The 26,733-nt window shown below is 70.7% G+C and carries 27 protein-coding genes; 15 read left to right on the top strand and 12 right to left on the bottom strand.

Annotation, left to right across the window (positions count from 1 at the left end; genetic code table 11):
• The first annotated feature begins 16 nt into the window (after nucleotides 1-16).
• From BMZ18_RS13395 to BMZ18_RS13385, 3 genes are all read left to right on the top strand, one after another.
• The gene (locus BMZ18_RS13395) at nucleotides 17-1,471 is read left to right on the top strand and encodes an NCS2 family permease (protein WP_068366350.1); all 1,455 of its coding nucleotides are present in this window, start codon (nucleotides 17-19) and stop codon (nucleotides 1,469-1,471) included.
• Between the two features lie 22 nt (nucleotides 1,472-1,493).
• Nucleotides 1,494-1,922 carry a MarR family winged helix-turn-helix transcriptional regulator gene (locus tag BMZ18_RS13390; RefSeq protein WP_068102897.1) on the top strand — a complete coding sequence of 143 codons (429 nt, stop codon included), beginning with the start codon at nucleotides 1,494-1,496 and terminating at the stop codon, nucleotides 1,920-1,922.
• Between the two features lie 85 nt (nucleotides 1,923-2,007).
• A complete protein-coding gene (locus tag BMZ18_RS13385; RefSeq protein WP_244516536.1) occupies nucleotides 2,008-3,252 on the top strand; it encodes an MFS transporter in 1,245 nt (414 codons plus the stop codon).
• Here the strand turns inward: BMZ18_RS13385 and BMZ18_RS13380 are convergent.
• A complete protein-coding gene (locus tag BMZ18_RS13380; RefSeq protein WP_068366347.1) occupies nucleotides 3,225-4,439 on the bottom strand; it encodes a GNAT family N-acetyltransferase in 1,215 nt (404 codons plus the stop codon). The two genes, BMZ18_RS13385 and BMZ18_RS13380, sit on opposite strands and share 28 nt — an antisense overlap.
• Nucleotides 4,440-4,500: 61 nt before the next feature.
• Between BMZ18_RS13380 and BMZ18_RS13375 the strand changes: the two genes are divergently transcribed.
• Complete coding sequence (locus BMZ18_RS13375) at nucleotides 4,501-5,304, top strand: TrmH family RNA methyltransferase (protein WP_068102894.1); 804 nt, start codon at nucleotides 4,501-4,503, stop codon at nucleotides 5,302-5,304.
• 1 nt (nucleotide 5,305) lies between these two features.
• Here the strand turns inward: BMZ18_RS13375 and BMZ18_RS13370 are convergent, their stop codons facing one another.
• The 3 genes from BMZ18_RS13370 to serC all read right to left on the bottom strand — a co-directional run bounded on the left by BMZ18_RS13370 (nucleotide 5,306) and on the right by serC (nucleotide 8,189).
• Complete coding sequence (locus tag BMZ18_RS13370) at nucleotides 5,306-6,043, bottom strand: DUF6928 family protein (protein WP_069972956.1); 738 nt, start codon at nucleotides 6,041-6,043, stop codon at nucleotides 5,306-5,308.
• A gap of 38 nt (nucleotides 6,044-6,081) precedes the next feature.
• Nucleotides 6,082-6,978 (bottom strand): septation protein SepH, encoded by an 897-nt coding sequence (gene sepH / locus BMZ18_RS13365; protein WP_068106235.1) that lies wholly within the window; start codon nucleotides 6,976-6,978, stop codon nucleotides 6,082-6,084.
• Nucleotides 6,979-7,067: 89 nt separating this feature from the next.
• Nucleotides 7,068-8,189, bottom strand: coding sequence for a phosphoserine transaminase (gene serC, locus BMZ18_RS13360; protein WP_068102890.1), 1,122 nt, complete (start codon nucleotides 8,187-8,189; stop codon nucleotides 7,068-7,070).
• Nucleotides 8,190-8,407: 218 nt separating this feature from the next.
• Here serC and BMZ18_RS13355 point away from each other — a divergent pair, with 218 nt between their 5' ends.
• Complete coding sequence (locus BMZ18_RS13355; RefSeq protein WP_074922246.1) at nucleotides 8,408-9,343, top strand: type IV toxin-antitoxin system AbiEi family antitoxin domain-containing protein; 936 nt, start codon at nucleotides 8,408-8,410, stop codon at nucleotides 9,341-9,343.
• 69 nt (nucleotides 9,344-9,412) lie between these two features.
• On the opposite strand, the gene BMZ18_RS13350 is transcribed toward BMZ18_RS13355, so the two are convergent.
• Nucleotides 9,413-10,528 carry a citrate synthase 2 gene (locus tag BMZ18_RS13350; RefSeq protein ID WP_068102888.1) on the bottom strand — a complete coding sequence of 372 codons (1,116 nt, stop codon included), beginning with the start codon at nucleotides 10,526-10,528 and terminating at the stop codon, nucleotides 9,413-9,415.
• Nucleotides 10,529-10,665: 137 nt separating this feature from the next.
• Here BMZ18_RS13350 and pdxH point away from each other — a divergent pair, with 137 nt between their 5' ends.
• Together pdxH and BMZ18_RS13340 are read left to right on the top strand one after the other, a co-directional pair.
• The gene (pdxH, locus tag BMZ18_RS13345; protein ID WP_068366367.1) at nucleotides 10,666-11,283 is read left to right on the top strand and encodes a pyridoxamine 5'-phosphate oxidase; all 618 of its coding nucleotides are present in this window, start codon (nucleotides 10,666-10,668) and stop codon (nucleotides 11,281-11,283) included.
• Complete coding sequence (locus BMZ18_RS13340) at nucleotides 11,280-12,545, top strand: MFS transporter (protein WP_068366334.1); 1,266 nt, start codon at nucleotides 11,280-11,282, stop codon at nucleotides 12,543-12,545. Before pdxH ends, BMZ18_RS13340 begins: the two co-directional genes overlap by 4 nt.
• Before the next feature lies 1 nt (nucleotide 12,546).
• Here the strand turns inward: BMZ18_RS13340 and BMZ18_RS13335 are convergent, their stop codons facing one another.
• Nucleotides 12,547-13,461: an NAD-dependent epimerase/dehydratase family protein gene (locus tag BMZ18_RS13335; RefSeq protein ID WP_068366331.1), complete on the bottom strand. Its 915-nt coding sequence runs from the start codon at nucleotides 13,459-13,461 to the stop codon at nucleotides 12,547-12,549.
• Nucleotides 13,462-13,562: 101 nt separating this feature from the next.
• Between BMZ18_RS13335 and BMZ18_RS13330 the strand changes: the two genes are divergently transcribed.
• Nucleotides 13,563-14,282: a TetR/AcrR family transcriptional regulator gene (locus BMZ18_RS13330; protein WP_068366328.1), complete on the top strand. Its 720-nt coding sequence runs from the start codon at nucleotides 13,563-13,565 to the stop codon at nucleotides 14,280-14,282.
• On the opposite strand, the gene BMZ18_RS13325 is transcribed toward BMZ18_RS13330, so the two are convergent.
• Nucleotides 14,257-14,967: a CPBP family intramembrane glutamic endopeptidase gene (locus tag BMZ18_RS13325; RefSeq protein ID WP_074922254.1), complete on the bottom strand. Its 711-nt coding sequence runs from the start codon at nucleotides 14,965-14,967 to the stop codon at nucleotides 14,257-14,259. The genes BMZ18_RS13330 and BMZ18_RS13325 overlap by 26 nt on opposite strands.
• An 80-nt stretch (nucleotides 14,968-15,047) precedes the next feature.
• On the opposite strand from BMZ18_RS13325, the gene BMZ18_RS13320 reads away from it, so the two are divergent.
• From BMZ18_RS13320 to BMZ18_RS13310, 3 genes are read left to right on the top strand one after another with little or no spacing between them, the layout of a single operon-like run.
• Nucleotides 15,048-15,992, top strand: a complete 945-nt coding sequence (locus BMZ18_RS13320; protein ID WP_068366325.1) for an aldose 1-epimerase family protein — start codon at nucleotides 15,048-15,050, stop codon at nucleotides 15,990-15,992.
• Complete coding sequence (locus tag BMZ18_RS13315; protein ID WP_068366322.1) at nucleotides 15,989-16,909, top strand: carbohydrate kinase family protein; 921 nt, start codon at nucleotides 15,989-15,991, stop codon at nucleotides 16,907-16,909. Before BMZ18_RS13320 ends, BMZ18_RS13315 begins: the two co-directional genes overlap by 4 nt.
• 55 nt (nucleotides 16,910-16,964) lie before the next feature.
• Nucleotides 16,965-18,275, top strand: a complete 1,311-nt coding sequence (locus BMZ18_RS13310) for a citrate synthase (protein WP_074922243.1) — start codon at nucleotides 16,965-16,967, stop codon at nucleotides 18,273-18,275.
• 67 nt (nucleotides 18,276-18,342) lie between these two features.
• Here BMZ18_RS13310 and BMZ18_RS13305 read toward each other — a convergent pair whose 3' ends face one another.
• The gene (locus BMZ18_RS13305; protein WP_068365302.1) at nucleotides 18,343-19,161 is read right to left on the bottom strand and encodes a carbon-nitrogen hydrolase family protein; all 819 of its coding nucleotides are present in this window, start codon (nucleotides 19,159-19,161) and stop codon (nucleotides 18,343-18,345) included.
• A 73-nt stretch (nucleotides 19,162-19,234) separates the two neighbouring features.
• Between BMZ18_RS13305 and BMZ18_RS13300 the strand changes: the two genes are divergently transcribed.
• The gene (locus tag BMZ18_RS13300) at nucleotides 19,235-19,876 is read left to right on the top strand and encodes a GntR family transcriptional regulator (RefSeq protein WP_068365299.1); all 642 of its coding nucleotides are present in this window, start codon (nucleotides 19,235-19,237) and stop codon (nucleotides 19,874-19,876) included.
• Here BMZ18_RS13300 and BMZ18_RS13295 read toward each other — a convergent pair.
• On the bottom strand, nucleotides 19,848-21,203 hold the full coding sequence (locus BMZ18_RS13295; protein WP_068365296.1) for an MFS transporter: 1,356 nt from the start codon (nucleotides 21,201-21,203) through the stop codon (nucleotides 19,848-19,850). The two genes, BMZ18_RS13300 and BMZ18_RS13295, sit on opposite strands and share 29 nt — an antisense overlap.
• Before the next feature lie 131 nt (nucleotides 21,204-21,334).
• Here BMZ18_RS13295 and BMZ18_RS13290 point away from each other — a divergent pair, with 131 nt between their 5' ends.
• Both BMZ18_RS13290 and BMZ18_RS13285 read left to right on the top strand, forming a co-directional pair.
• Nucleotides 21,335-22,024, top strand: coding sequence for a DUF2848 domain-containing protein (locus tag BMZ18_RS13290; protein ID WP_068102871.1), 690 nt, complete (start codon nucleotides 21,335-21,337; stop codon nucleotides 22,022-22,024).
• 80 nt (nucleotides 22,025-22,104) lie between these two features.
• Nucleotides 22,105-22,461, top strand: coding sequence for an FKBP-type peptidyl-prolyl cis-trans isomerase (locus tag BMZ18_RS13285; RefSeq protein WP_068102869.1), 357 nt, complete (start codon nucleotides 22,105-22,107; stop codon nucleotides 22,459-22,461).
• Here the strand turns inward: BMZ18_RS13285 and BMZ18_RS13280 are convergent.
• Nucleotides 22,439-23,776, bottom strand: a complete 1,338-nt coding sequence (locus tag BMZ18_RS13280) for a sensor histidine kinase (protein ID WP_082895155.1) — start codon at nucleotides 23,774-23,776, stop codon at nucleotides 22,439-22,441. The genes BMZ18_RS13285 and BMZ18_RS13280 overlap by 23 nt on opposite strands.
• Nucleotides 23,773-24,468, bottom strand: coding sequence for a response regulator transcription factor (locus tag BMZ18_RS13275; RefSeq protein WP_068102868.1), 696 nt, complete (start codon nucleotides 24,466-24,468; stop codon nucleotides 23,773-23,775). The genes BMZ18_RS13280 and BMZ18_RS13275 overlap by 4 nt, the downstream gene beginning before the upstream one ends.
• A 53-nt stretch (nucleotides 24,469-24,521) precedes the next feature.
• Here BMZ18_RS13275 and BMZ18_RS13270 point away from each other — a divergent pair, with 53 nt between their 5' ends.
• Nucleotides 24,522-25,865: a cryptochrome/photolyase family protein gene (locus tag BMZ18_RS13270; protein WP_068365293.1), complete on the top strand. Its 1,344-nt coding sequence runs from the start codon at nucleotides 24,522-24,524 to the stop codon at nucleotides 25,863-25,865.
• On the opposite strand, the gene BMZ18_RS13265 is transcribed toward BMZ18_RS13270, so the two are convergent.
• On the bottom strand, nucleotides 25,855-26,712 hold the full coding sequence (locus BMZ18_RS13265; protein WP_068365290.1) for an alpha/beta fold hydrolase: 858 nt from the start codon (nucleotides 26,710-26,712) through the stop codon (nucleotides 25,855-25,857). The two genes, BMZ18_RS13270 and BMZ18_RS13265, sit on opposite strands and share 11 nt — an antisense overlap.
• Nucleotides 26,713-26,733: the final 21 nt, after the last annotated feature.

Here is a 26,733-nt window from a genome sequence, read left to right as displayed (position 1 = left end):
CCCTACTCTGCTCTCCATGTCTCGAGCGACCTCCTTCGTCGATTCGTATTTCAAGATCACCGATCGAGGATCGTCGCTCTCGGCGGAGATCCGCGGTGGCGTCGTCACGTTCGTGGCCATGGCCTACATCGTGGTGCTCAATCCGCTGATCCTCGGCAGCTTCTCCGCCGACGACGCCGCGGCGAAGACCGACGTTCTGGGCAACATTCTTCCGGTGCCGCAGGTCGCAGCGGTGACGGCGTTGGTCGCCGGCGTCATGAGCATCCTGTTCGGCGTCGTCGCCAATTACCCGTTCGCCATCGCCGCCGGTCTGGGCATCAACACCTTGCTGGCCGTCACCATCGCGCCGCAGGTGACGTGGCCGGAGGCGATGGGCCTGGTGGTGATCGACGGCATCATCATCGTGATCCTGGCCCTCACCGGGTTCCGTACGGCGGTCTTCGAGGCGATTCCCCGCGAACTCAAAGCGGCCATCGCCGCCGGCATCGGCGCCTTCATCGCCCTCATCGGTCTGGTCGACGCGGGCTTCGTCCGCCGCATTCCCGACGCCGCCGGGACCACCGTGCCGGTGGGGCTCGGTATCGACGGGTCCATCGCGTCGTGGCCGACGGTGACGTTCGTCTTCGGACTGCTGCTCATGGGAATCCTGGTGGCGCGCAGGGTGCGGGGCGGTCTGCTGATCGGCATCGTCGTCACCACCGTCGTCGCCGCGATCGTCGAGGCCGTCACCGACACCGGCGCGTCGGCGGGGGTCAACCCCAAGGGATGGAACCTCAGCGTGCCGCAGCTGCCGGACGTGGTGATCGATCTGCCGGATCTGTCGCTGGTCGGCGACGTCGACCTGCTCGGCGCGTTCACGCGCATCGGGGTGCTGGCCGCCAGCCTGCTGGTGTTCACGCTGGTGCTCGCCAACTTCTTCGACGCCATGGGGACGATGACCGGACTCGGCAAGGAAGCGGGGCTGACCGACAAGGACGGCACGCTGCCGGGCGTCGGCAAGGCCCTCGTCGTCGAGGGTGTCGGCGCCGTCGCGGGCGGCGCGGGGTCGGCGTCGTCGAACACGGTCTTCGTCGAGTCGGCGTCGGGCATCGCGGAGGGGGCGCGCACGGGACTGGCCAACGTAATCACCGGCGTGCTCTTCCTGGCGGCGATGTTCCTCACCCCGCTCTACTCGGTGGTGCCGATCGAGGCGGCCGCGCCCGCGCTGGTCGTGGTGGGCGCGCTGATGATCGGCCAGGTCGCCGACATCGACTTCTCGAAGTTCCACATCGCGCTGCCCGCGTTCCTCACGATCGTCGTCATGCCGTTCACGTACTCCATCGCCAACGGCATCGGCGTCGGCTTCGTCACCTGGGTGGTGCTGGCGATCGGGCGCGGGAAGATCCGCTCGGTGCACCCGCTGATGGCGATCGTCGCCGTCCTGTTCGCGCTGTACTTCGCCGTCGGCCCGATCCGTGACGCCCTGGCCTGAGTCGTCCCGCTATTCTGTTGCGATGCCTCAGGAACTGCGCCAACTGGCCGGCGACCTCTCCCTGGCCGTGGTGCGCCTGACGCGTCACCTGCGGGGCCGTCGCACCAGTCAGGTGACCCTGACGCAGCTGTCCGCGCTCGCCACGCTCGCGCGGGAAGGGGCGATGACGCCCGGCACGCTCGCGGCGAAGGAACGGGTGCAGCCGCCGTCGATGACGCGGGTGGTGGCCTCGCTGGGGGAGCTGGGGCTGGTCGACCGCATTCCGCATCCCACCGACGGTCGGCAGATCATCGTGTCCCTGTCCGATGCCGGTCGGCAGGTCATCGAGGACGAGGTCAACGCGCGCGAGGCGTGGCTCACCGAGCAACTGCGCGGACTCGACGCCGAGCAGCTCGCGGCGGTGCGACGGACGGTCGACATCATGTCGGCCATCGTCAACGAGTCGGAGTAATATTTAGGGAGTGCAACGATCTCCTCGACTCCGGCTTCGGCGGGGATCGTCGGGGACCACCGATCGCCCGTCGCTCTTCGACGCGTTGCACACCCGGAACTACCGCCTGTGGGCGTCGGGACAGATCGTCTCGCTCGTCGGGACATGGATGCAGCGCATCGCCCAGGACTGGTTGGTCCTGACGCTGTCCGACGGCAACGCCGTCGCCGTCGGCATCGTGATGGCACTGCAGTTCGGCCCCACCCTGGTGCTCTCCGTGTGGGGCGGCGTGCTGGCCGACCGCTACGACAAGCGTCGGCTGCTCATGGGCACCCAGGCCACCGCCGCCGTGTTCGGTCTGGTGCTGGGCCTGCTCGACGTCGGCGGCGTCGTCGAACTCTGGCACGTCTACGTGCTGGCCCTGCTGCTCGGATGCTCGTCCGCCGTCGACGCCCCGGTGCGGCAGTCGTTCACCATCGAGATGGTCGGACCGGACCGACTGCCGAACGCCATCGGTCTGAACTCGATGACGTTCAATCTCGCCCGCATAGTCGGTCCCGCCATCGCCGGCGTCGCCATCACCGCCGTCGGCACCGGGTGGGTCTTCCTGGCCAACGCGGTGTCCTTCGCCGCCGTCTTCGCCGGTCTGGCGGCGATGCGGACCGACGAACTCTTCCGCGTCGACCGCGCGCCCCGACAGTCCGGGCAGGTGCGCGAAGGGTTCCGCTACGTCGCGAGCCGGCGCGATCTCTGTGTGGTGCTCGCGACCGTGTCCGTCGTGTCGACCTTCGGCATCAATTTCCCCCTCGCGCTGTCGGTGATCACGCGTAACACCTTCGGCCGCGGCGCCGACGCCTACGGGCTGCTCTCGACGGTGCTCGCCGTCGGCACGCTCATCGGCGCCACCCTCGCCGCCCGGCGACGCGGCACGCCCGGGCTGCGGCTGTTCGTCACGTCCGCGATCGTGTTCGGGGTCTTCGAGACGGCGGCGGGGTTGGCTCCCGCGTTCTGGGCGGTGGCGGTCCTGCTGATTCCGGCCGGGTTGGTCCAGCTCACGTTCTCCACCGTGGCCATGAACATCCTGCAGGCCACCGTCCCGTCGGACATGCGGGGGCGGGTCATGGGCATCTACATGCTGTGCTTCCTCGGCGGCACCCCGATCGGCAGTCTCATCCTCGGTTGGGCCGCGGACGTCCTCGACCCGCGCGCACCGCTGGTCCTCGGCGGCATCGTCTCCGTCGTCGCCGGAACCGTGGCGGCCGTCGTCGTCACCCGCGGGCCGCGCGCGACGTCAGCGGACTCGGCTGGAGTGGCCGTACCGGATCAGAAGAACCAGCCGATCTCCGGCTGACGGGGCGTGCCGAACGTCAGATCGAACTCGTGCAGCGCCCGCTCGCTGGTGGCCTGCACTCGGTTCGCGGCGGCGAACTGCCGCGCGCGATGCGCCCCGAGGTAGAGGCTGCCCAGGACCGACGAGGACACGGTGATGTCCGGTTCACGGTCGGTCCGCACCACGTCGGCGTGACCGTCGCGCACGACCAATCGGAACACCCCGCCCGCGTTCAGGAACGGATCCTCCACCGCCACCGTGAGATCGGTGTCCACCGCGTACGTCCGCGCGGACAGGGCCGCCGGCACGTCCATGAGGCGAACCCAGAGGCCGTCCTTCACCGACTGGACCTGCGGCACCCGCCGATCGGTGAGCAGGGTCAGCAGCGGATCGCCGACCGGCAGGGTCACCTCGAACGTCTCCACCAGGTCGATGCCGCACAGCACCTGCCACAGCGCCGACCGGGCCTCGTCGGTCACGGCCCGGAAATCGACGATGCGCGCGTCCTGCGCTCCCGCCGTCCCCACCCGGTACCCGCGACGGAACGCCACGTAGCCGTCGGGATGGACGACGAAGAACAGCTTCGAGAAGCCGCCGCGGGCGTTCTTCCGGTCCGCGAAGAAGCGCTGCCACCGGGTCTGCGGCATCGGCTGGGCGCCGGGGGTGCGCTGCTGCCACCGCCGGTGGATGTCCGGGAGCAGCTCGCGGGCCTGCTCGCTGGTCACCAGACGCGCGCCGACGGGCGGCGGGAGGTCCGGGCGGAACGCGGCGAACCGGCGGTCGATCGTGTACGTGACCCCCTGCGTCGCCGGGCCGTAGCCGAACCGCTCGTAGATGGTGGCCTCGCTGGCGGTGAGGACCGACAGCGGCTTGCCGGCCTCCTCGAACCGCTCGTGCTGCGCGGTGAACATCCGGCGCAGGATGCCGCGACGACGGTGCGTGGGCGCGACCGACACCCAGGACACGCCCGTCGCGGGCAGCGTGGTGCCGCCCGGAACCGTGACGTCCATGGGGAAGTGCATGGTGACGCCCACCGGCAGATCGCCGTCGCAGGCGAGGAAGATCTCCGACGACGCGGTGAGGAGCTTGGTCTCCGCCATGTCCTCGCTGTTCTGGTGCTCGCCGAAGGCGTGCGCATCGAGCAGCGCGATGGCGTCCCAGTCGTCCTCGGTGGCCAGGCGGAGGGTGATCGTGTCGTCGGTAGTCATCGAGACGGAACACTATCGGGCGCGTGCGTCGGGTGGATCGTCCGGTGGGAGAATCACCTGCGTGGTCCACGTCGTCGACATCACCTCGCCCGCCGATCCCCGCCTCGACGACTTCCGGGATCTCAACTCCTCGGACCGCCGGCCGGATCTGCCCGGCGGCAAGGGCCTGGTCATCGCCGAGGGGGTGCTGGTGGTGCAGCGACTCCTCGCGTCCCGCTTCGAGCCGATCTCGCTGCTCGGGGTGGACCGGCGGCTGACCGAGTTGGCGGAGGACCTCGACGGGGTCGACGTGCCGTTCTACCGGACCACCGCCGAGATCATGGCCGAGGCCGTCGGCTTCCACTTGAATCGGGGCGTGCTCGCCGCGGCGCACCGCCCGCCGCCGCTGGAGCTGGCCGCCGTGCTCGACGGGGCGCGGACGGTCGCCGTGCTCGAGGGAGTCAACGACCACGAGAACCTCGGGTCGATGTTCCGGAACGCCGCGGGTCTCGGCGCCGACGCCGTCCTGTTCGGAGGTGCGACGGCTGATCCGTTGTATCGCAGGTCCGTTCGCGTGTCGATGGGCCACGTGCTGCGGGTGCCGTTCGCCACCGTGCCGGACTGGCCGCGCGGTCTGGGGCAGGTGCGTGACGCCGGATTCCAGTTGATCTCGTTGACGCCGAACCCGGAGGCCGTGCCGCTGGCGGAGGCGATGACGGGCGAGAAGGTGGCACTCCTCCTCGGCGCGGAGGGACCCGGCCTGACCGAACATGCCATGCGCGCCACGGACATTCGAGCCCGCATTCCCATGGCGCCGGGAACCGATTCGCTCAACGTCGCGACCGCCGCGGCGATGGCGTTCTACGAGCGCGTGCGGACGGGGTAGATCAGCCCACCAGCCGTCGGAACAGCCCGCGCTTGCGGGGCTGGTCGTCCGTGGTCGACTGCGTTCCCGACGACGCGGGCGCCGAGTTCGGTGCGGGCCGCGCGGCCGGATCACGCATCACGAAGTCGCACAACAGAACCGACGTCGGATCGACGTCGCCGTCCTGCGCGCCACCGATCATGCGGACGCCGAGCCACTGCGCGCCCGCCGCATCGGCGAACTCCTGCGGGTGGAACGGCAGCGCCTGCGGATCCGGGTAGTCGCCGTCGAAGCGCAGCGGGTGCTCGCCGGACCAGAACGGACGCTCCCATGGCTGCGGCAGGCCCTCGTCCTCGAAGATGTACGTCGGGCCCGCGCTGAACGACCGGCGCAGCGTGCCGTCGGTCCATTGCGCGAACGCACCCCAGGCGTGCTCGCGCTCGGAGGCCACCAGGTACACCGTGCGGGCGGGGGAGAGCGTGCGCCACGTCTCGGACACCGTCGACGGGCGCACCGCGGCGGGTTCCGCCGCGCACACCACGGTCACTCCCGGAAAGCACCCGACCAGGACCCGATCCGGCTCGGACGCCACCCCGAACGCCGTGAGCGGCGCCATGCCGACCAGGTCCGGTTCGAGGCCGGGATGCAGGCGTCGCGCGACGGCCGCCGCGGCGTCGTGACTCGACCGGACTCCCGGCCGCAGGATCGCACTCGGATCCACCGCATCGACGAACCACAACGCTGCTGTACCCACCCCCACCGGGCGCCCCTTCCTCGTCGTCCGGATGTCTCGGCGCGTCAGCGACCGTTGCTGCGGACTCCCAGCAACACATCTTCCCACGACGGCATCGACGGCTTGCCCCGTTTGTCCTTCGCGGCGGGGTGCGCGGGTGCGGGCTTGGGGCGAGGATCGCGGTCGGATGCGTCCTCGGCGGAGTCGTCCGCCGTCTCCGCGCCGGCGGACGCGTCCTCGCTCGGGGAGGGGGCCGCCGCGGCGTCCAGGACGGCTGCGTCCTCCCGGTCGCTGTCGGAGTCGACGCCGTAGTAATCGTCCAAAGTCTGCTGCGACGGCGCGTCCTGCACCGCCGCGACCGGCGCGAGGCCGCGCAGCTGCCGACCGAAATCGGGGTCGACGAGCTCGGAGGCGGCGTCGTCGAGCGGGGTGACGCTTCCGCCGTGCGCGTCGGGCTGAAACCGCCAGTGCGCGGTGTTGGTGTGACGCCCTGCGGGCCAGGTCAGTTGGGCGATCCAGTGCCCGTCCTCGTCCCGCCAGGCGTCCCACTCGGCGGACTCCATGGTGTGGCCGCGGCCCCGGAAGGCCTGCGTCACGATCTCGAGGAGGGTCATCACCGCCGGGCCGTCGGGGCGCACCGGATGGCCCTGCTGCGCCAGTTCGGCTGCACGGGACCGTTCGAGCAGCACGGGGTGCGCGTAGCGCTCGATCTTCGAGGCCGGCATGCCGGATTCCTTGGCCACCTGCTCGATGGAGGCGCCGGATCGGATACGCGCCTGGATCTCGCGCGGTCGCATGAGAGAGTCCATCTCGATCTCGATCTGTCCGAGTCGCGCGGCGTCACCGCGAGCGGCAGCACGCAACTTCTCGTCGGCCGGGAGACGGAACTTCTCGCCGGAGGAATCGGCGCACACGATGAACTTGCCGTCGGACGCCAGGCCGATCACGTGGATCTCTCGCACGATCACTCCTTCGGCTCGGGCCCTCGCACTGCACCTCCCCCCGACTGTAATGCACCTCGATGCATCCGCCGGGGGGACACGCAGACCCGTCAGGACAGGTGGGAGACCACGTGATCGATGCAGGCCGTCAGGGCGCTGACGTCGTCCGGCTCCACCGCCGGGAACATGCCCACGCGCAGCTGGTTGCGGCCCAGCTTGCGGTACGGCTCGGTGTCGACGATGCCGTTGGCGCGCAACGTCTTCGCGACCGCGGCGGCGTCGACCTTCTCGTCGAAGTCGATGGTGCCGACCACCTGCGAGCGGTGCGCCGGGTCGGTGACGAACGGCGTCGCGTATTCCGACTTCTCCGCCCAGTCGTACAGGCGCGACGACGAATCTGCGGTGCGCTGCACGGCCCAGTCCAGGCCGCCCTTGCCGTTCAGCCACTCGATCTGGTCGGCGAACAGCAGCAGGGTCGCGACCGCGGGGGTGTTGTACGTCTGGTTCTTGGTGCTGTTGTCGATCGCGATGGGCAGCGACAGGAAGTCCGGCACCCAGCGCTTGCTCGCGGCGATCTCCTCGACGCGCTGAAGCGCGGCCGGGCTCATCAGCGCGACCCACAGACCGCCGTCGGCGGCGAAGTTCTTCTGCGGCGCGAAGTAGTAGACGTCCGAGTCCGCGACGTTCACGGGCAGACCGCCCGCTCCCGACGTCGCGTCGATCGCGATCAGCGCGTTCTCCGACCCGGCCGGACGCGAGACCGGAATGGCCACACCCGTCGACGTCTCGTTGTGGGCCCAGCCGATGAGGTCCACCGACGGGTCCGACGTCGGCTCGGGCGCGCTGCCCGGCTCCGCGGTCACCACGATCGGGTCGCCGACGAACGGGTTGGCCTTCGCCACCGACGCGAACTTGCTGCTGAACTCACCGTTGCTCAGGTGCAGCGACTTCTCGCGGATCAGGCCGAACGCGGCCGCATCCCAGAACGCCGTCGTGCCGCCGTTGCCCAGCACCACCTCGTACCCGTCGGGCAGGGCGAACAGCTCGCGCAGGCCGTCCCGCACGCGTCCCACCACGTCCTTGACCGGCTTCTGGCGGTGGCTGGTGCCGAACACCGACGCCCCCGCGTCCACCAGGGACTGCAACTGCTCCGGACGAACCTTCGACGGGCCGCACCCGAAGCGTCCGTCACCGGGCTTGAGGTCGGCAGGAATGGTCAGGTTGTCGGCCATGTGTCGATGAGTCCTTATGGTCGTGGCGGTACCGGCGCCCTCAGGGTAGTCGGTGCAGGTCCCGCGCCCCGGTGCGGTCCGCCCCCCGGTCGGGTGAACGGCACCCCTGTTTCGTTCCGGCGCCTCCGATCGGGTTCGCCGGTCCACAACCGGGGAGCCGCTCCACAGGTCGGTTCGGGCGAGCCCGCCGCGCGACCGCGGCGGCTCAGGCTGAGTACATGGGAACACGGGACGGCGAGCTGTGGACGCGCCGGGAACTATTGGCGCTGGGGACCACCGACGACGGCATCAGGCGCGCGGTCGGCGACGGCACCCTGGTCCGCCTTCGGCCCGGTGTCTACGCGGACGCCGCTCGTCGGGAGGGGATGTCTCCGGAGCAGAGGCACCTCGACGACATCCGGGCCGCCGTGACGGGCGATCGCTCGGTGGTCAGTCATCAGTCCGCGGCGGTCGTGCACCGTCTCGGTCTGTGGAACCCCGACCTCACGCTGGTGCACACGACCGTCGACCGTCCGCGCGGAGGCAAGCGCACCACGCGCCGGCACCTACATGCTGCGTCCCTGCCCGGCGACCACGTGACGACGGTCGACGGCCTCCCGGTCACGACCGTCGCACGCACCGTGGCGGATCTCGGTCGGACTTTGTCGTTCGAAGCGGCCGTCTGCGTCGGCGACTCCGCAGTGCGATCGGGCGCGGTGACGGCTGCCGAGGTGCACGACGCGGTGGCGGTCGGCTCTCGCGCGGGGCGGCGGGCGGCAACTCGGGCCGTGAGGTTCCTCGACGGACTGAGCGGCAGCGTCGGTGAGTCGCGCAGTCGGGTCATGCTGCATGCGATGGGGTTCCCGCCACCGCGGCTGCAGGTGGCGCTGTACGACGAGTCGGGCCGCTTCCTCGCTCGACCGGACTTCCTCTGGGACGTGGGCGTCATCGGGGAGTTCGACGGTTTCGTGAAGTACTCGGAGCTGGTACCGACGGGGAGTACGCCGAAGCGGGTGCTGTTCGAGGAGAAGCGCCGGGAAGACCTCCTCCGCTCTCACGGCTGGGTGGTCGTCCGCTGGGTGTTGGCGGATCTGGCGGCGCCGCACGCCCTGGCCGAGCGTATCCGTCGTGCTTTCGAGCTCGCGGCCGCGTTGCCGGACCCTCGGACTCGGTGAACGGCGCCCCGATTCCGATCGGGCGCCCCCGATCCGGGGCGCCGCACCACAACCGGGGAGCCGCCCGACCTACGCGATGGTGGCCCACCCCTCCACGGACTCGGGGGAGCGGGGCTCGGGCCCGGTGTAGACGGCGGCGGGCCGCACCAACCGCCCCAGCCGCTTCTGCTCGAGGATGTGCGCGCACCAGCCGGCGGTCCGGCCGCAGGTGAACATGGCGGGCATCATGTGCGCCGGCACCTCGGCGAAGTCGAGGATCACCGCCGCCCAGAACTCGACGTTGGTCTCGATGGCGCGGTCCGGGCGCCGCTCGCGCAGCTCGGCGAGGGCAGCTTGCTCCAGCGCGGCGGCCACCTCGAAGCGCGGAGCGTTCAGTCGCTGCGCCGTGGCGCGCAGGACGCGGGCACGGGGGTCCTCGGCGCGGTAGACCCGGTGCCCGAAGCCCATGAGCTTCTCCTTGCGGTCGAGGATGCCCTTGACCAGCCCGCGGGGGTCGTCGGTGCGCTCGACCTCCTCGATCATCGGCAGCACACGGGCCGGCGCACCGCCGTGCAGGGGTCCGGACATGGCGCCGATGGCGCCGGACAGCGACGCGGCGACGTCGGCGCCCGTCGAGGCGATCACGCGCGCGGTGAAGGTGGATGCGTTGAGGCCGTGCTCGGCGGCGGAGACCCAGTAGGCGTCGACGGCTTCGGTGTGGGCGGGGTCCGGGTCGCCTTTCCATCGGGTCATGAACCGTTCGGTGACGGTGGCGCACTGGTCGATTCGCGACTGGGGAACGGCGGGTTGGTAGATGCCGCGGGCGGACTGCGCGACGTAGGACAGGGCCATGACGGAGGCGCGGGCGAGGTTCTCGCGGGCGGTGTCGTCGTCGATGTCGAGCAGCGGCTGGTACCCCCAGATGGGGGCCAGCATCGCGAGTCCCGCCTGGACGTCGACGCGGACGTCGCCGGTGTGGATGGGCAGCGGGAACGGCTCGGCGGGCGGCAGTCCGGGGCCGAATCGGCCGTCGACCAGCAGCGCCCACACGTTGCCGAACGTCACGCCGCGGGCCACGAGGTCCTCGATGTCGACGCCGCGGTAGCGCAGTGCGCCGCCGTCCTTGTCGGGCTCGGCGATGTCGGTGGTGAAGGCGACGACGCCTTCGAGACCGGGGGAGAAGTTCTCGGGCAACGTCGGTGCCATCGCAAGACCTCGATTCGTGCGTGGGGCCGGCGGACAGGCCCGATGAATCGCACCCTAGTGCTGCGCTTCGCGTGTCGGACGCCGGGAGTACCTTCCGACGAGTGAACGACGAATCCCAGCGCGTCGACCTCGCCGACATGCGGGTCGCCTACGGCGGCGACGCCGATGTCACCGAGGCGGATCTGGCCGGCGGGTGGCTCGCGCTCGCGCGATCGTGGTTGCAGCAGGCGATCGACGCGCGGCTGCCGGAGCCGAACGCGATCGTGCTCGGCACGGTGGACGGGGAGGGGCGGCCCGCCACGCGGACGGTTCTGTGCAAGGAGATGCGTGACGACGGCATCGTCTTCTACACCAACCACACCTCGGAGAAGGGTGGTCACCTCGCGGGTCGTCCCGTCGCGTCGGCGACGTTCCCGTGGATCGGGATCCAGCGGCAGGTCACCGTGCGCGGCCCGGTGACGCGGGTGTCGGAGCAGGAGACGGCGGCGTACTGGGCGACCCGCCCGCGGGGGTCGCAGCTGGGGGCGTGGGCGTCGGAGCAGTCGCGGCCCATCGCCTCACGGGTGGAGCTGGAACGGCAGCTCGCCGAGGTGGCGCGGCGGTTCGAGGGCGGCGAGGTCCCGGTGCCGCCGCACTGGGGCGGCTACCTGATCGCAGCCGAGACGGTGGAGTTCTGGCAGGGACGGAACAACAGGCTGCACAACCGGTTGCGGGTCACGCCGCAGGACGGCGCCGTGGTCCGCCTGCAGCCGTGAGTCGCGTTCTCGCCGACACCACCCCGCTGAAGAACCGGGATTTCCGACGCCTGTGGGCGTCGGGCGTGGTCACCGTCATCGGGGCACAGTTGTCGGTGGTCGCGGTGCCGCAGCAGATCTTTCAGATCACCTCCAGCTCGGCGTACGTGGGGCTGGCGGGCGCGTTCGCGTTGGTGCCGCTGATCGTCTTCGGTCTGTGGGGCGGCGCGCTCGCCGACGTGATGGACCGCCGCACGCTCCTCGCCATCACCACGATCGGCGTCGGCACCACCTCGTTCCTGCTCTGGTTGCAGGCGCATCTGGGGACGAACAACGTCTGGGTCGTCCTGATCCTCCTCGGCGTCCAACAGGGATTCTTCGCGGTCAACCAGCCCACGCGCAGCGCGATCATCCCGCGCCTGATCGACGCGAAGGATCTGCCCGCCGCGAACTCGCTGAACATGACCGTGTTCAACTTCGGCGCGATCGCGGGTCCGATGCTGGCGGGTGCACTCATCCCCGCGTTCGGCCTGCCGACGCTGTACCTGATCGACACCGTCGCCCTGGCGGTGACGCTGTGGGCGGTGCTGCGGCTGCCGCCCATCCCGCCCACCGGCGACGTCCGACGTGCTGGTGTGCGCGAGGTGATCGCGGGCTTCGCGTATCTGGCCACGCAGAAGGTGCTGTTGGCGTCGTTCGTCGTCGACATCGTCGCGATGGTCTTCGGCATGCCGCGGGCGCTGTTCCCGGAGGTGGCCACCGAGACCTTCGGCGATCCCGCGGAAGGTGGTCTGGTGCTCGGCCTGCTGTTCGCGTCGCTGTCGGCGGGTGCGGTGCTGGGCGGCGTGTTCTCGGGCTGGCTCCCGCGAGTACGACGCCAGGGCGTCGCGGTGATCGCCTGCATCGTCGTGTGGGGCGTCGCGATGATCGGGTTCGGTGTGTCGATCGCGCTGGCCACGGTCGGGGAGCGGGGGTGGGCGCTGTACGCGGCGCTGGGATTTCTCGCCCTCGGCGGCGGCGCGGACATGATCTCCGCGGCGTTCCGCAGCTCGATGCTGCAGTCCGTGGCCACCGACGACATGCGCGGTCGGCTCCAGGGCGTCTTCATCGTGGTGGTCGCCGGCGGGCCTCGGGTGGGCGACGTCCTGCACGGCGCGGCCGCGTTCCTGGTGGGGACGGCGGCCGCGGCGGCGGGCGGCGGCGTGCTGGTGATCGTGGGCGTGACGGTGGCGGCGTTCGCCATCCCGGCGTTCGTGAAGTACCGGGTGGGCGCGGCGGCCTGACTCACAGGCCCGTCCGGCGGCACACCTGCTCCCACGGCGTCGGCGCGAGGCCGAGCTTCTCCTGCGACCGGGTCGAGTCGATCTCGTAGTGCCTCGTGCGCTGGTAGGACAGCTCGTTCAGCTCGCGCATCATCGGGACGACGAGCTCACCGGCCCGCGTGACGACGCGCGGAATCACGCGCACCGGCACCGGCGGGATCCCGGCCGCATCGAGAACGTCGCCGATCGCGCGTCGCAGCGTCACGGGCGGGTTGGTGGGCGCGTGCCACACCTGTCCCCAGGTCGACGGGTCGTCGACGACGGCGACCAGGGCGCGGGCCTCGTCGAGGACGTCGGTGAAGGAGTGCGGAACGTCGGCGGCGTCGATCACCCATGCCGTCCGGCCGGCGCGGGCGGCGGGCAGGACGCGGGTCACGTGGCCGTTGGCGCCGACGCCGGTGCCGACGTAGTCGGACGCGCGTACCTCGACGGCGCGCAGGGTGCCGGCCCGGTGCGCGTCGGCAAGCTCGGCCCACATCTGCGCGCGCAGAACGCCTTTGGCGTCGGTGGCGGCATCGGGCATGTCTTCGCGCATGACGCCGCCGGGCACCGGCCCGTAGGGGTAGAGGCACCCGGTGACGGCGAGGACGGCGCCGGTGCGTTCGGCGACCGTCCGTAGCGACCGGGCGATCGGTGGCCACACGGCGCGCCACTGCGTGTAGTCGGCGGGGTTGACGCAGTTGTACAGCGCGACGGCGCCGTCGGTGAGGGCGGTGAGCCCGTCGGTGTCGGCGGCGTCGAGGGCGGCAGCGGTGGCGCCGGGAACGCCGACCCCGCGGCGGCTGACGAGGACCACCTCGGAGCCGCGCGCGACGAGCAGACGGGCGAGGTGGGTGCCGACGGGACCGGCCCCGACGACGACGTGACGATCGGACATGGTGAGCTCCTGTTCGGGAAATGGAGAGCACTGCTCTCGACCCCAGAATGAGAGCACTGCTCTCGAATGTCAAGAGCACTGCTCTCGGTTAGGGTCGGTCCATGACCACGACACGGGAGAGAGCCCGCGACGAGCTGACCGCCGAGATCCTGGCGTCGGCGAGGCGGCAGCTGGCCGAGGTGGGTCCGGCGGCCCTCTCGCTGCGGGCGGTGGCGCGGGACATCGGCAAGGTCTCGTCGGCGGTGTATCGCTACGTGGCCAGCCGGGACGACCTGCTCACGGCGTTGATCGTCGCGTGCTACGACGAGCTGGGTGCCGCCGTCGAGGCCGCGGATCGCCCCGAGGAGTCGCCGCGAACTCGGTGGCGAGCGGCGTGCGCGGCCATCCGGGACTGGTCGGCCGCGCACCCGCACGAGTACGCCCTGCTCTACGGCTCACCCGTCCCCGGCTACTCCGCCCCACGGGACACCGTCGGTCCGGCGACGCGGCCCACCGCGGTTCTGGTGCGCATCGTCGTGAACGACCGGCTGGCTCGGCCACGGGACGGGTCCGGCGCGCGCACCGATCTGTACGAACCCGTGCGCGCCTTCGTGCGCGAGACCATCGGCGAGGCGAGCGCGGCGGTGCTGGACGACGACCTGGTCGAGCGCACGCTGAGTGCGTGGATCACCGTCTTCGGTGCCGTGTCGTTCGACCGGTTCGGCCATCTGGTGGGTGTCACGGCGGACACCGACCGCTACCTCGAGCGACTCGTCGAGGACCTCGCGGACGGACTGGATCTGTCCGGAACGGACGTCAGTGGGTCATCTGCCACACGGTGAGCGCCGCGAGCGCGCCGGCGCCGTTGAGCGCCCAGTGCAGACCGATGGGGGCGAGCACGCTGCGCCCGCGATGGCGCAGCCAGGTGAAGACGAAACCGGCGATCGTGGTGCCGGCGACGGCGCCGCAGACGCCGACGATCTGGCCGAACAGCCCGGTGCCGAGTACGGCCGAGAACCCGTCGTTGCCCACCGTCAGGCCGAGCGACGACGCGACGTGCCACAGTCCGAACAGCAGGGATCCGATGATCGCCACACCGCGAAAACCGAAGCGGCGGGACAGTTTCGCGTGGAGGACACCGCGGAACGCGAGCTCCTCGGGAATGACGGTCTGCAGGGGGATGATGACGAGGGCGGCCACGAGGGTGGCCCCCACGTTGACGCCGTAGCGCTCGTTGAGGAACGCGCTCTGCGTGAGGGGTATCGAGGCCGCGATCGCGACGACGGCCAGCGTGACGGCTGCAGCGGCGGCGCCGTGTCGGGCACCCCGGCCGAGATTGCGCAGTCCGAGATCGGCCCACTGGACCCCGCGGGCGCGGGCGAAGGCGACGAGCAGGAGCGCACCCACCGGCACGGCCGCGACCGCGACGGGGGTGGGAGCGAAGTGGGCGGTGAGGTTGAAGACGACCAGCGCGGCCACGACGACGACGATGTCGACGACGGTGCGGTCGAACCACCGCGGGGTCACGGCCGGGGACTCGACCGGACCGGAAGCGGGAAGAGCAGTGGACACCACGTCGACTGTAGCGATCGCGGTAGCGTGCTGCCATGGCACCGGAGGACGCGACCACCGCGTTGGCCCACGGCGAGTACCGCGCCGACGTCGCGCGGCGGGGAGCGGGATTGCGCTTGCTCGAGCGGTCGGGGCGGGCGTTGACGGAGACCTGGCCCGCCGGGGAGAAGCCACCGCTGTCGGCCGGTCTGGTCCTCGCGCCGTGGCCCAACCGCACGCGCGACGGCGAGTTCGCTTTCGGCGGTACGACGCACCGTCTCGAGATCACCGAGGCGGCGCGGAACAACGCCAGTCACGGTCTGGTCCGCCGCCGGGACTGGGACGTCGTCGACCGCACCGACTCGTCCGTCACGCACGCCATCGAGGTGGGCGGTGAGCCGGGATGGCCGTTCCCGCTGCGCCTGACCGTCCGCCACGCGCTGGCCGACGACGGGCTGACCGTCACGCACACCGCGACCAACCTCGGCGACACCGAGGCGCCGTTCGGCCTCGGCGTCCATGCCTTCGCCCGGGCCGGGGACGCGCCGCTCGACGAGTGCACGCTGCACCTGTCGGCCGGGGTGCGGTTGCCGCTCGATCCGGAGCGGAACCTGCCGGCCGGCGGCCCGGTCCCCGTCGCCGGCACCGACGCCGACTTCGCCACGCCGCGGCGCCTCGCGGGCGTGTGGCTCGACACCCCGTTCAGCGCGCTGGTGCCGGACGCCGACGGGAGGTCGCGCCAGTACCTCACGCCGCCCGACGGCCCGGCCACGGTCGTGTGGACCGACGCACGGTTCCCGTGGGTGCAGGTCTTCACGGCCGACCCCGCGCACGATCAGGCGTATCCGGATCGCGGCCGGGCGCTCGCGATCGAGCCCATGACGTGCCCGCCGGACGCCCTGAACTCCGGCGTCGACCTCGTCGTCCTGACACCGGGGGAGACGTGGACGGGCGCGTGGGGACTGGGCGTCGCGACCGACGGAGCAGGGAGCGCGTCGTGACGATCCTGGTGTGCGGCGAGGCCTTGGTCGACCTGGTGCCGCAGGACGGCGGCCCGACGCTCGCGCCGCGGCTCGGCGGCGGACCGTTCAACGTCGCGGTCGCCCTCGGCCGCCTCGGGTCCGACGTGCAATTCCTCTCGCGCATCTCCACCGACCCGTTCGGGCGGGACCTCGTCGCCTGGCTCGAGGCGTCGCACGTCGGCCTGGACGTGCTGCAACGCGGCCCGGAGCTCACGACGCTGGCGTTGACGACGCTGAGCGCGGACGGCTCGGCGGAGTACTCGTTCTACGCCGAGGGGACGGCGGACCGCCTGGTCGAGGACCCCGCGACGATTCCCGAGTCGGTGACCGCCGCGTCGTTCGGGACGTTGTCGCTGCTCTACGAGCCCGGCGCGTCGGTCTACGCCGCGCTGCTCGCCCGCCTGCACGACGACGGTGTCGTGACCATGCTCGACCCCAACATCCGACCGGCCGCGATGACCGACGGCGACGGCTATCGGCTGCGGTTCCGCGGGTGGTTGCCGTCGGTGGACGTGCTCAAGGTGTCCGTGGAGGACGCGGCGTGGCTGGCGGAGGGCCCGTCGGGAACGACGCCGGCGGACTGGCTGGCGGCGGGCGTCACCGCCGTGGTGATCACCCGCGGCGGTGACGGCATCACGGTGGTCACCGCGGGCGGCGAGGTGTCGGTGGACGGGGTGACGGTCGAGGTCGCCGACACCATCGGCGCCGGCGACACGGTGCACGGCGCGATGCTGCACCACCTCACCGGGCACGGCGTGGACGGTCCGGACGCGCTGCGCGGCCTGGACGACGACGCGTGGCGACGGGCCGCGGAGTTCGCCGTACGCGCCGCCGCGATCACCGTTTCGCGGCCGGGGGCGGACCCTCCGTGGGCGTCCGAGGTCACCGACGGCTAGGTTTTATCTCCGACACCACAAGTTCCGTTACCACCGAGCTCGAGAGGGACCCTTCGTGCCCGCTGAGAATGCCGACAACGCCGCCACCGCCAAGCTGATCTACCCCGGTGGCGAACACGAGATGACCATCGCGCGAGCCACCGAAGGCAACGACGGTATCGAGCTGGGCAAGCTGCTCGCGAACACGGGATACACGACGCTGGACGGCGGGTTCGTCAACACCGCGTCCACCAAGTCGGCGATCACGTACATCGACGGTGCCGAGGGCATCCTGCGCTACCGCGGGTACCCGATCGAGCAGCTGGCGGAGAAGTCCTCGTTCATCGAGGTCAGCTACCTGCTGATCTACGGCGAGCTCCCCACCACCGAGCAGCTGGACGCGTTCACCGACCGCATCCGTCGGCACACGCTGCTGCACGAGGACCTCAAGCGGTTCTTCGACGGCTTCCCGCGCAACGCGCACCCCATGCCGGTGGTGTCCTCGGCGGTCAACGCCCTGTCGGCGTACTACCAGGATTCGCTGGACCCGGACGATCCCGAGCAGGTCGAGCTCTCGACCATCCGTCTGCTGGCCAAGCTGCCGACCATCGCGGCGTACGCGTACAAGAAGTCGGTGGGTCAGCCGTTCCTGTACCCGGACAACTCCAAGAGCTACGTCGAGAACTTCCTGCGCATGACGTTCGGCTTCCCGGCCGAGCCGTACGAGGCCGATCCGGAGCTGGTCAAGGCCCTCGACATGCTGCTGATCCTGCACGCCGACCACGAGCAGAACTGTTCGACGTCGACGGTGCGCCTGGTGGGGTCCTCGGACGCCAACCTGTTCACGTCCATCTCGGGCGGCATCAACGCGCTGTGGGGTCCGCTGCACGGTGGCGCCAACCAGGCCGTGCTCGAGATGCTCTACCGCATCCAGGGCGAGGGCGGCGACAGCGCCGACTTCCTGAACCGGGTGAAGAACAAGGAGGCGGGGGTCAAGCTCATGGGCTTCGGCCACCGCGTCTACAAGAACTACGACCCGCGTGCGGCCATCGTTCGCAAGACCGCGCACTCGATCCTCGAGAAGCTGGGTTCCGGTGACGAGCTGCTCGACATCGCGATGAAGCTCGAAGAGGTCGCCCTGAACGACGACTACTTCGTCGAGCGCAAGCTGTACCCGAACGTCGACTTCTACACCGGTCTGATCTACCGCGCGATGGGCTTCCCGGAGCGCATGTTCACGGTGCTGTTCGCGCTGGGCCGCCTGCCCGGCTGGATCGCGCACTGGCAGGAGATGCACCAGGACCCGAACGGCAAGATCGGCCGTCCGCGTCAGATCTACACCGGCTACACCGAGCGTGCCTACGAGGGCATCGACGGGCGCAGCTGACACCACGCGCGACACGGACAAGGGGGCACCGGCTTCGGCCGGTGCCCCCTTGTCCGTGTGCGGTGGGTCAGAAGACGCGGTTCGCGAGGACGGGGAGGTTCCGGCGCACGGCCTCGAGGTCGGTGACGTCGAGGTCGATCGTCAGCTCGCCGGGCGCGTCGGTGAGCTCGTCGAGGATCTCCCCGGTGGGGGAGACCACCATCGAATGCCCGATCCCGACGGGGGCGGTGCCGGTGATCTCGATGCCCGACGCCGCCGGGTCGGCCTGGCCGCACGCGGCGACGAACGTCGTCGAGTCCAGCGCGCGGGCGCGGGCGAGCAACGTCCACTGGTCGACCTTGCCGGGTCCGCGACCCCACGACGCCGGGACGACGATCAGCTGGGCGCCGCGATCGGCGAGGGTCTGGAAGAGGCCGGGGAACCGGATGTCGTAGCACGTCGCGAAGCCGACGCCGACGCCGTCGACGTCGACCACCACGGGATCCGATCCCGGTGCGACGGTGTCGGATTCGGCGAATCCGAAGGCGTCGAAGAGGTGGATCTTGTCGTAGGAGGCCTCGACGCCGCCGCCGGTGATCAGGAGGGTGTTGCGGACCCGCTCGGCGGCACCCGATTCGCCGTCACCGTGGTCGGCGGCGGGGGTGAACATGCCCGCCACCACGGTGATGCCGGCCTCGTCGGCGGCCGCGCGCACCGCGCTCGCCCACGGTCCGTCGAGAGGCTCGGCGACGTCGACGATGGACCCACCGAAGCGGCGCATGGTCGCCTCGGGGAGCACGCACAGTCGGGCCCCGGCGTCGGCCGCGCTGCGCACCGCGTCGCGGACGATGTCGAGGTTCTCCTTCGGGTCACGCGACGTGGTGACCTGAGCGAGACGGATCTTCATGGAACACTCCTGACGTGGGGACGGACGGTCGACGACCGACCACGGGTGGTGGATGCTCGGGTATACATACTGTATGCACGAACTGTCGGGCCGCGAGCGCGCGTACGCCTACCTGCGCGACCAGGTGTTGTCGTCGCCGGCCGCGACGGGGACGTTTCTCAACGAGGGTGAGCTGGCGTCGCAGATCGGCGTCTCGCGGACGCCGGTGCGCGAGGCGCTCCTGCTGCTCGTGTCCGAGGGGCTGATCGAGATGGTCCGCGGCCGCGGGGCGTACGTCCCGCCGATGTCCGGCCGTCAGATCGGGGAGCTGATGGATCTGCGCGGTGTGCTCGAACGGCACGCGGCCGATCTGTGTCTGACGGCGGGAAGCGTTCCGGTGGAACGGATGTCGGACACCCTCGACCAGCAGGAGGCGCTGAGCGAGGGTGCCGCCGAGGATCATGCCCGCACGTTCATCGCCCTCGACGGCGCGTTCCATCAACACCTCATCGACGCCGCGGGCAGCGAACTGCTCTCCCACACGTACGCCGGACTGCGCGCGCGGCAGCTGCGAGCCGGTCTGTCGGCGTTGTTCGGCGCTCCGGACCGAAAGCATCAGGTGTGCACCGAGCACCGGGCCATCGTCGACGCGCTCCGCGCCGGCGATGGCGCCGCGGTGGCGGAGGCGATCGATGCACACCTGACGGTCACGACGCGGATTCTGTTGCGGGGGTGAGGTTCCGCGCGACGTACTGCTCCTCCTCGACCGGGTCGGGTCCGCGCCCGAGAATCAGGCCCAGCACGGTGAGGGCGCCGGTCACCACGATGTAGGAGAACACCGGGACCCAGCTGTCGAAGCGGTCCAACAGGAACGTGAACATCAGCGGTGCGATCGCGCCGCCGAAGACTCCGGCGATGGTGTAGGCCAGCGACGCACCCGTCGAGCGCAGCCGCAGCGAGAACTGTTCGGTGACGAAGGCCGCCTGCGGCCCGTACATGAAGGAGTGGAACGTCAGCCCCACCACCACGCCGAGCACGAGCATGCCGAACGAGCTGCCGCCGATGAGCAGGAAGAACACGGCGACCCACACGACGCCGCCGACGGCCGCCACGGCGTAGACCAGCCGGCGGTTGATCACGTCGCTGACGGCACCGGCCAGCGGGATGGTGACGAGCTGGAAGGCGGAGCCGATGAGGATGGCCGTCAGCACCTCGCTGCGGACGAACCCGAGCTTGGACACGCCGTAGGTGATGGAGAAGACGGTGAAGAGCGCGTAGATCACGTCGGGCGCGATGCGGGAGAGGATCGCCGCGATCAACGGACGGGTCTGCGTGCGGAAGACCTCGGTGATCGGCGCCTCGGGCCGGTCGCCGCTCTCCTGGATGGCCTTGAAGACGGGGGTGTCCTCGAGCTTGAGGCGGATCCAGAGTCCGAAGCCGACCAGCACCGCGGAGAACAGGAACGCCACGCGCCAGCCCCAGGACTCGAACTGCTCCTCGGTGAGGGCGAACGTGAGGCCGGCGAGAGCGCCGTTGGCCATGAGGTTGCCGGCGGGCGGGCCGATCTGAGCGGCCGAGGACCAGAATCCGCGGCGCCGAGGATTGCCGTACTCGCTGGACAGCAGGACGGCGCCGCCCCATTCGCCGCCGACGGCGACACCCTGGGCGAAGCGCAGCAGCACCAGGATGATCGGCGCGGCGACGCCGATGCTGGCGTAGCCGGGAAGGAGTCCGATGAGGAACGTCGTGACGCCGATGAGCAGCAGCGTGATCACCAGCAGCTGTTTGCGTCCGATGACGTCGCCGAGTCGGCCGAACACGAACCCACCGACGGGGCGTGCGACGTAGCCGACGGCGTAGGTGGAGAACGCGAGCAGGGTTCCCGTGAGCGGGTCGGACTCGGGGAAGAAAATGATCGGGAAGATCAACGCGGCGGAGGCCGAGTAGACCGCGAAGTCGTACCACTCGAGGGCCGTACCGGTCAGGCTGGCCGCGAAAGCCTTGGTCAGGGACTTGCGGTCGGGCCGCGCTGTCTGCCTTCCGTCGTGCGTGGTGGCGTCCATGGAGTTCCTTTCGGGGTGTCGTAGGTCATATACTTGCTGTATACAGAACGTATGCGCAAGCCCCGGGCGCAGACGAAACACAGAGTTTCCACGAGATTCCAGCTCTGACAGCACCTGAACGGAGACCGCTCATGACCGACGCCACCACCCTCACCTTCGCTCTGCCCGACGGCAGTACCCGGACGGTCGAGGTCCACGCCCTTCTCAACGCCGGATACGCCGGCCGGAACCAGGAGGAGGTGGCCGCCCACATCGCCGAACTGGCGGAGCTCGGTGTGCCCGCTCCCACCACCACGCCGGCGCTCTACCCCGTCTCGCCTTACCTGGCGCAGCAGACGTCGTCGGTGGCGGTCCAGCACGGGCGCACGTCCGGCGAGGCGGAGTGGGCGCTGATCGTCACCGGCGACACTCGGGACGACGTCCTGCTGACCGTGGCGTGCGATCACACCGACCGCGAGCTCGAGGTGCACGGGGTGGCGTGGAGCAAGAACGCCTCGCCCGACGTCCTCGGCGAGACGGCGTGGAAACTCACCGAGGTCGCGGACCATCTCGACCGCATCACACTGCGCGCGTGGGCGGACGACGTCCTGATCCAGGACGCGTCGCTCGCGGACCTGCTGACGCCCGACCACTGGCTGGACGCGCTCGCCGAGCGCGATCTCTTCCGCGCCGGCACCGTCCTGTTGTCCGGCACCGTGCAGATGGCGCCGGGGGTCGAGCAGTTCGCCTCGTCGTGGCGCGTCGAGCTGCACGATCCGGTCCTGGACCGCCGCTCGACCTGCGGTTACACGGTCGAACGCATGCCGTCGCCGATCGGCTGACGACAACCGCGTTAGGGTGATTCGGTACGAACACCGTAGTTCGCGATCGGGCGCCCGCCCGGTCAGACGAGGAGAATGTCGTGACCAAGCCCGAGATCGAGTTCCAGCCCGGCCCGCCGCCCACCGATCTCGTGGTCGAGGACATCACCGTCGGCGACGGTGCGGAGGCGAAGCCCGGCGGCACCGTCGAGGTCCACTACGTGGGCGTCGAGTTCGACACCGGCGAGGAGTTCGATTCGTCCTGGAACCGCGGCGAGTCCATCACCTTCCCGCTGCGCGGTCTGATCCAGGGGTGGCAGGACGGCATTCCCGGCATGAAGGTCGGCGGCCGTCGCCGGCTGACCATCCCGCCGGAGCTCGCCTACGGTCCCGCCGGCGCCGGCCACCGGCTGTCCGGCAAGACGCTCGTCTTCGTCATCGATCTGCTGAACGCCTGATCGACCCGGGGTCCTCACCGACCTCGAGCACCACGCGTGCCCCGCCCAGCGGGCTCTCCTCCATTCGTGCGGTTCCGCCGTGCAGGTGAGCCTGCTGGGCCACCAGGGCCAGCCCCAGTCCCGAGCCGCCCGGCGCCGCTCCCGCGCCCCGCTCGAAGCGGCCGAACACGCGCTCCCGTTCGGCCTCCGGGATGCCCGTGCCGTCGTCGTCGACCACGATCCGTGCACCGGTCGACGTGCGCTCGACGCCGATCACCACCGTGCTCGCTCGGCCGTGACGGGCCGCGTTGCGCACGGCGTTGTCCAGGGCCAGCCGCAGACCGGCCGGATGGCCGTGCAGCGGAACGGGTTCCGTCGCCTCCACCCGCACCGCGACGCCGGGCACCGAGCGGGCCGCGTCCCGCGCCACCAGATCGGCCACGTCCACGGCGTCCATCGGGACGCGCTCGGCCGCCGTCGTCAATTCGCCGGAGGCCAGCTTCTCCAGCGCTCCGAGCGTCGTCTCCACGCGTCCCTGGGTGCGCTGCAGGTCGGCCAGGATCTCCTGCCGCTGCTCGTCGGAGAGATCGAGGGTGCGCAGGACCTCGATGTCGGTGCGCATGGCCGTCAGCGGCGTCCGCAGTTCGTGTGCCGACACCGCCGCGAAGTCACGGGCCGTCTCGAGGGCGCTCTCGGTGCGCGCGCGGGCGTCCTCCACGCGCTGAAGCATGTCCGCCACGGCGGCGGCGAGCTCGTCCGCTTCCCGCACCCCGGTGGACCGCCGCGGCGGGACGGGAGGTTCGCGCGCGACGTCGCGGGTCAGCCGCATCAGCGGCCGCACGGCGCGGCCGCCGAGCAACCAGCCCAGCACGGTCGACGCGCCGACGGCGAGGACGCCGGCCCGCAGCACCTGCCACTGCTGGTCGTCCGTGATGTCTTGGGCCTCCGACAGGGGCACCGCGATCGAGACCGTCGCGCCCGCGCGGGTGGGGACGTCGGCGGTGTAGACGCGGAACGGCACCCCGTCGACGTCCACCGTCGTCGATCCGGGCCCGAGTGCCGGCAGCTCCGGTTGCGTGCTCGCCCGGACGGTGCCGTTCTGCCGGATGGTGATCCCGAACGCCTCGGACTCCCCGAGGAAGCCGAGGAACATCTCGAACGTCTGCGCTCGCGGCACGACGACGTCGGACGCCAGTTCCAGCCGCCGGTCCAGCTGGAGCACGTTGTTCCGGGAGATCGCCGCGGCCACGTACCAGCCGATGAGCGAGACGATGATGATCGCCCCGAGGGCGGTCGCCGCCGCCACACGGGCGCGCAGCGAGAAGGCGCGCCTCATGCTCCGGGCCGCAGCACGAACCCCACGCCGCGGACCGTGTGCAGGACGCGCGGCGTGCCGTCCGCCTCCATCTTGCGGCGCAGATAGCCGACGAAGACGTCGACGACGTTGGTGTCGGCCACGAAGTCGTAGCCCCAGACGAGTTCCAGCAGGCGCTCGCGACTGAGGACGACGCCGTGGTTGCGGGCGAGCACGGCGAGCAGCTCGAACTCCCGCTTGGTCAGGTCGAGGGTGCGACCGGCGATGATCGCGCGATGACCCGGTTCGTCCACGGTGAGCGGTCCGACGACGACGGCGCCGTCGGGCTCCTCGGCCGGAACCGTCCGGCGCCGGAGCATCGCGTTGATGCGGGCGACGAGTTCGGCGAGAACGAACGGCTTGGTCAGATAGTCGTCCGCACCCGCCTCGAGCCCGGCGATCCGATCGTCGACCGAACTGCGCGCGCTGAGCACGCACACCGGCACCTCGTTGCCCCGGGCGCGCAGCGCGGAGACCACCCCGCTGCCGTCGAGCACCGGCATGTTCATGTCCAGGACCACCACGTCGGGTCGCCGCGCCTCGACCAGGTCGAGTGCCACGGCGCCGTCCGGGGCGGTGATCACCGTGAACCCGCTGAGGCGGAGTCCGCGTTCGAGGGAGGCGAGGACGTCGGCGTCGTCGTCGACGACGAGAACGGTGGCGGAATCGGGCACGGGGCCATTCTGCCGTGTTCGTCGCGCGGGGATTTCGGGTACGAACTCCGATCATGAGCACCGCGCCCACCGTCCTGTGGTTTCGCCGCGACCTTCGGTTGGGCGACCACCCCGCTCTCGCGCACGCCGCGGAGGCCGGAGGCGACGTGCTGGCGCTGTTCGTGCTCGACCCTGCGTTGCTGAACCCCGCCGGCGCCGCGCGCCGCGACGTGCTCTACCGCGCCCTGGGGTCCCTCGACGAGGCGCTGGACGGCCGATTGCTGGTGGTGAAGGGCGACCCGGTGACGGCGGTGCCGAAGGTCGCGAAGGCCGTCGGGGCCGAGGCCGTCCACGCGAGCGAGGACTTCGGACCGTACGGACGACGTCGGGACGAGCAGGTGGGGGAGAAGGTGGACCTGGTCTTCACCGGCTCGCCGTACACGGTCTCCCCGGGGCGGATCACCAAGGACGACGGCGACCCCTTCAAGGTGTTCACGCCGTTCTACAAGCGGTGGCAGGAACACGGCTGGCGGGACCCGGCGGACACGTCGGCCTCGACGGCGTCGTGGATCGACCCCGACGACGTCTCGGGAGGGCCTCGGCGCGTGAAGGTTCCGAGCGAGAAGCATCACGTCGACGCCGAGATCGGGGAGAAAGAGGCGCTCTCGGCGTGGAAGGACTTCGTCGACGATCGGGCGAGCGGCTACGGCGACGAGCGCAACCGGCCCGATCTCGACAGCACCAGCCGCATGTCGGTGCACCTCAAGTACGGGATGATCCACCCGCGAACGTTGCTCGCGGACCTGAAAGGCAAAGCGGCCGAACCGTATCGGCGCGAGCTGTGCTTCCGCGACTTCTACGCCGACGTGCTGTTCCAGCGTCCCGACAGCGCCCGCGAGAACTACGACAAGCGGTTCGACAAGATCGAACTGGACTCCGGCAAGCACGCGGACGAGTTGTTCGACGCGTGGTGCGAGGGCCGCACGGGCTTCCCGATCGTCGACGCCGGGATGCGCCAGTTGGTGTCGGAGAACTGGATGCACAACCGCGTACGCATGATCGTCGCGTCGTTCCTGGTCAAGGATCTGCACCTGCCGTGGTGGCGCGGGGCGCGATTCTTCCTGCAGCACCTGATGGACGGTGACATCGCGAGCAACCAGCACGGGTGGCAGTGGACGGCGGGCACGGGCACCGACGCCTCGCCGTACTTCCGCGTGTTCAATCCCACCACGCAGGGGGAGAAGTTCGACCCGCAGGGTGACTACGTGCGCCGGTGGGTGCCCGAACTGCGCGGCGTCGAGGGCAAGGCGGTCCACGCCCTGAAGGACGGGCGGCCGGAGGACTACCCGGAGCCGATCGTCGACCACAAGCACGAGCGCGAGGAGGCGCTGCGGCGGTTCGCGGCCATCAAGGACTGACGCGGCGCAGGTGGGCCAGGAGGGTCTCGGCCACCTGCTCGGACGCCTCGACCGGGGCGAGGTGCCCCACGCCGGGCAGGATGGTCACCGGCGGATCCCCCGGCAGCGCGTCCGCCAGGCGCTGCGCCTGCTCGACCTGGATCCACGGATCGTCCTCGCCCCACCCGATGCTCACCGGGCACCGCGTGTCCGCCAGCCGCGCGACCACCGGGCGGGTGTGCTCGGGACGCAACGCGCCGATCTGGCGGTAGAGGGCGAGTCGGCCCGCGTCACCGAGCCACGGGGCGGCCAGACGCTCGATCGACTCCGTCGTCAGCCGGGCGCCCGCCCCCGCGATGTACTCGCGGACCAGCGCGCCGTGCAGTCGCTCGGGAAGGGCGGAGAACACGTCGACGTGGTCGCGGACGAGCGCGAAGAACGGTGAGCCCCACGGGTCCAGCGTCACCACGTCCCACAGGAACACGGACGCGGCGTCTCGGTCGTGGAGCAGATGCGCGCGCAGGGCCACGGCGCCGCCGACGTCGTGCGCCACCAGGTGCGGGCGATGGAGCCCCCAGTGGTCCAGCAGCGCAGCGAGTCTCGATCCCTGCGCCGCGAGGTCGATCGGGGTGTCGGGGTGCATCGTCGATCGGCCGTAACCGGGCATGTCCCAGAGGAACACCCGGTGGGTGCGGGCGATGCGACGGGCGACCGCTCCCCACACCGCCGAGGACCACGGGGTGCCGTGACATAACACCACGTCGCCCGCGGCGTCCTCCGTGCTCGGGCCGAGCACCACGGTGGCGACCGATGCCCCGTCCACGGTGACCGGGACGACGTCCGGCAGCTCCCACCACGAGGTGTCCATGGCGACCGAGGGTACCGACCG

The sequence above is a fragment of the Rhodococcoides kroppenstedtii genome, assembly GCF_900111805.1.
GTDB lineage: Bacteria > Actinomycetota > Actinomycetes > Mycobacteriales > Mycobacteriaceae > Rhodococcoides > Rhodococcoides kroppenstedtii.
Note: the sequence above shows the minus strand (reverse complement) of the source record. Positions and strands in the feature narration are given on the sequence as shown.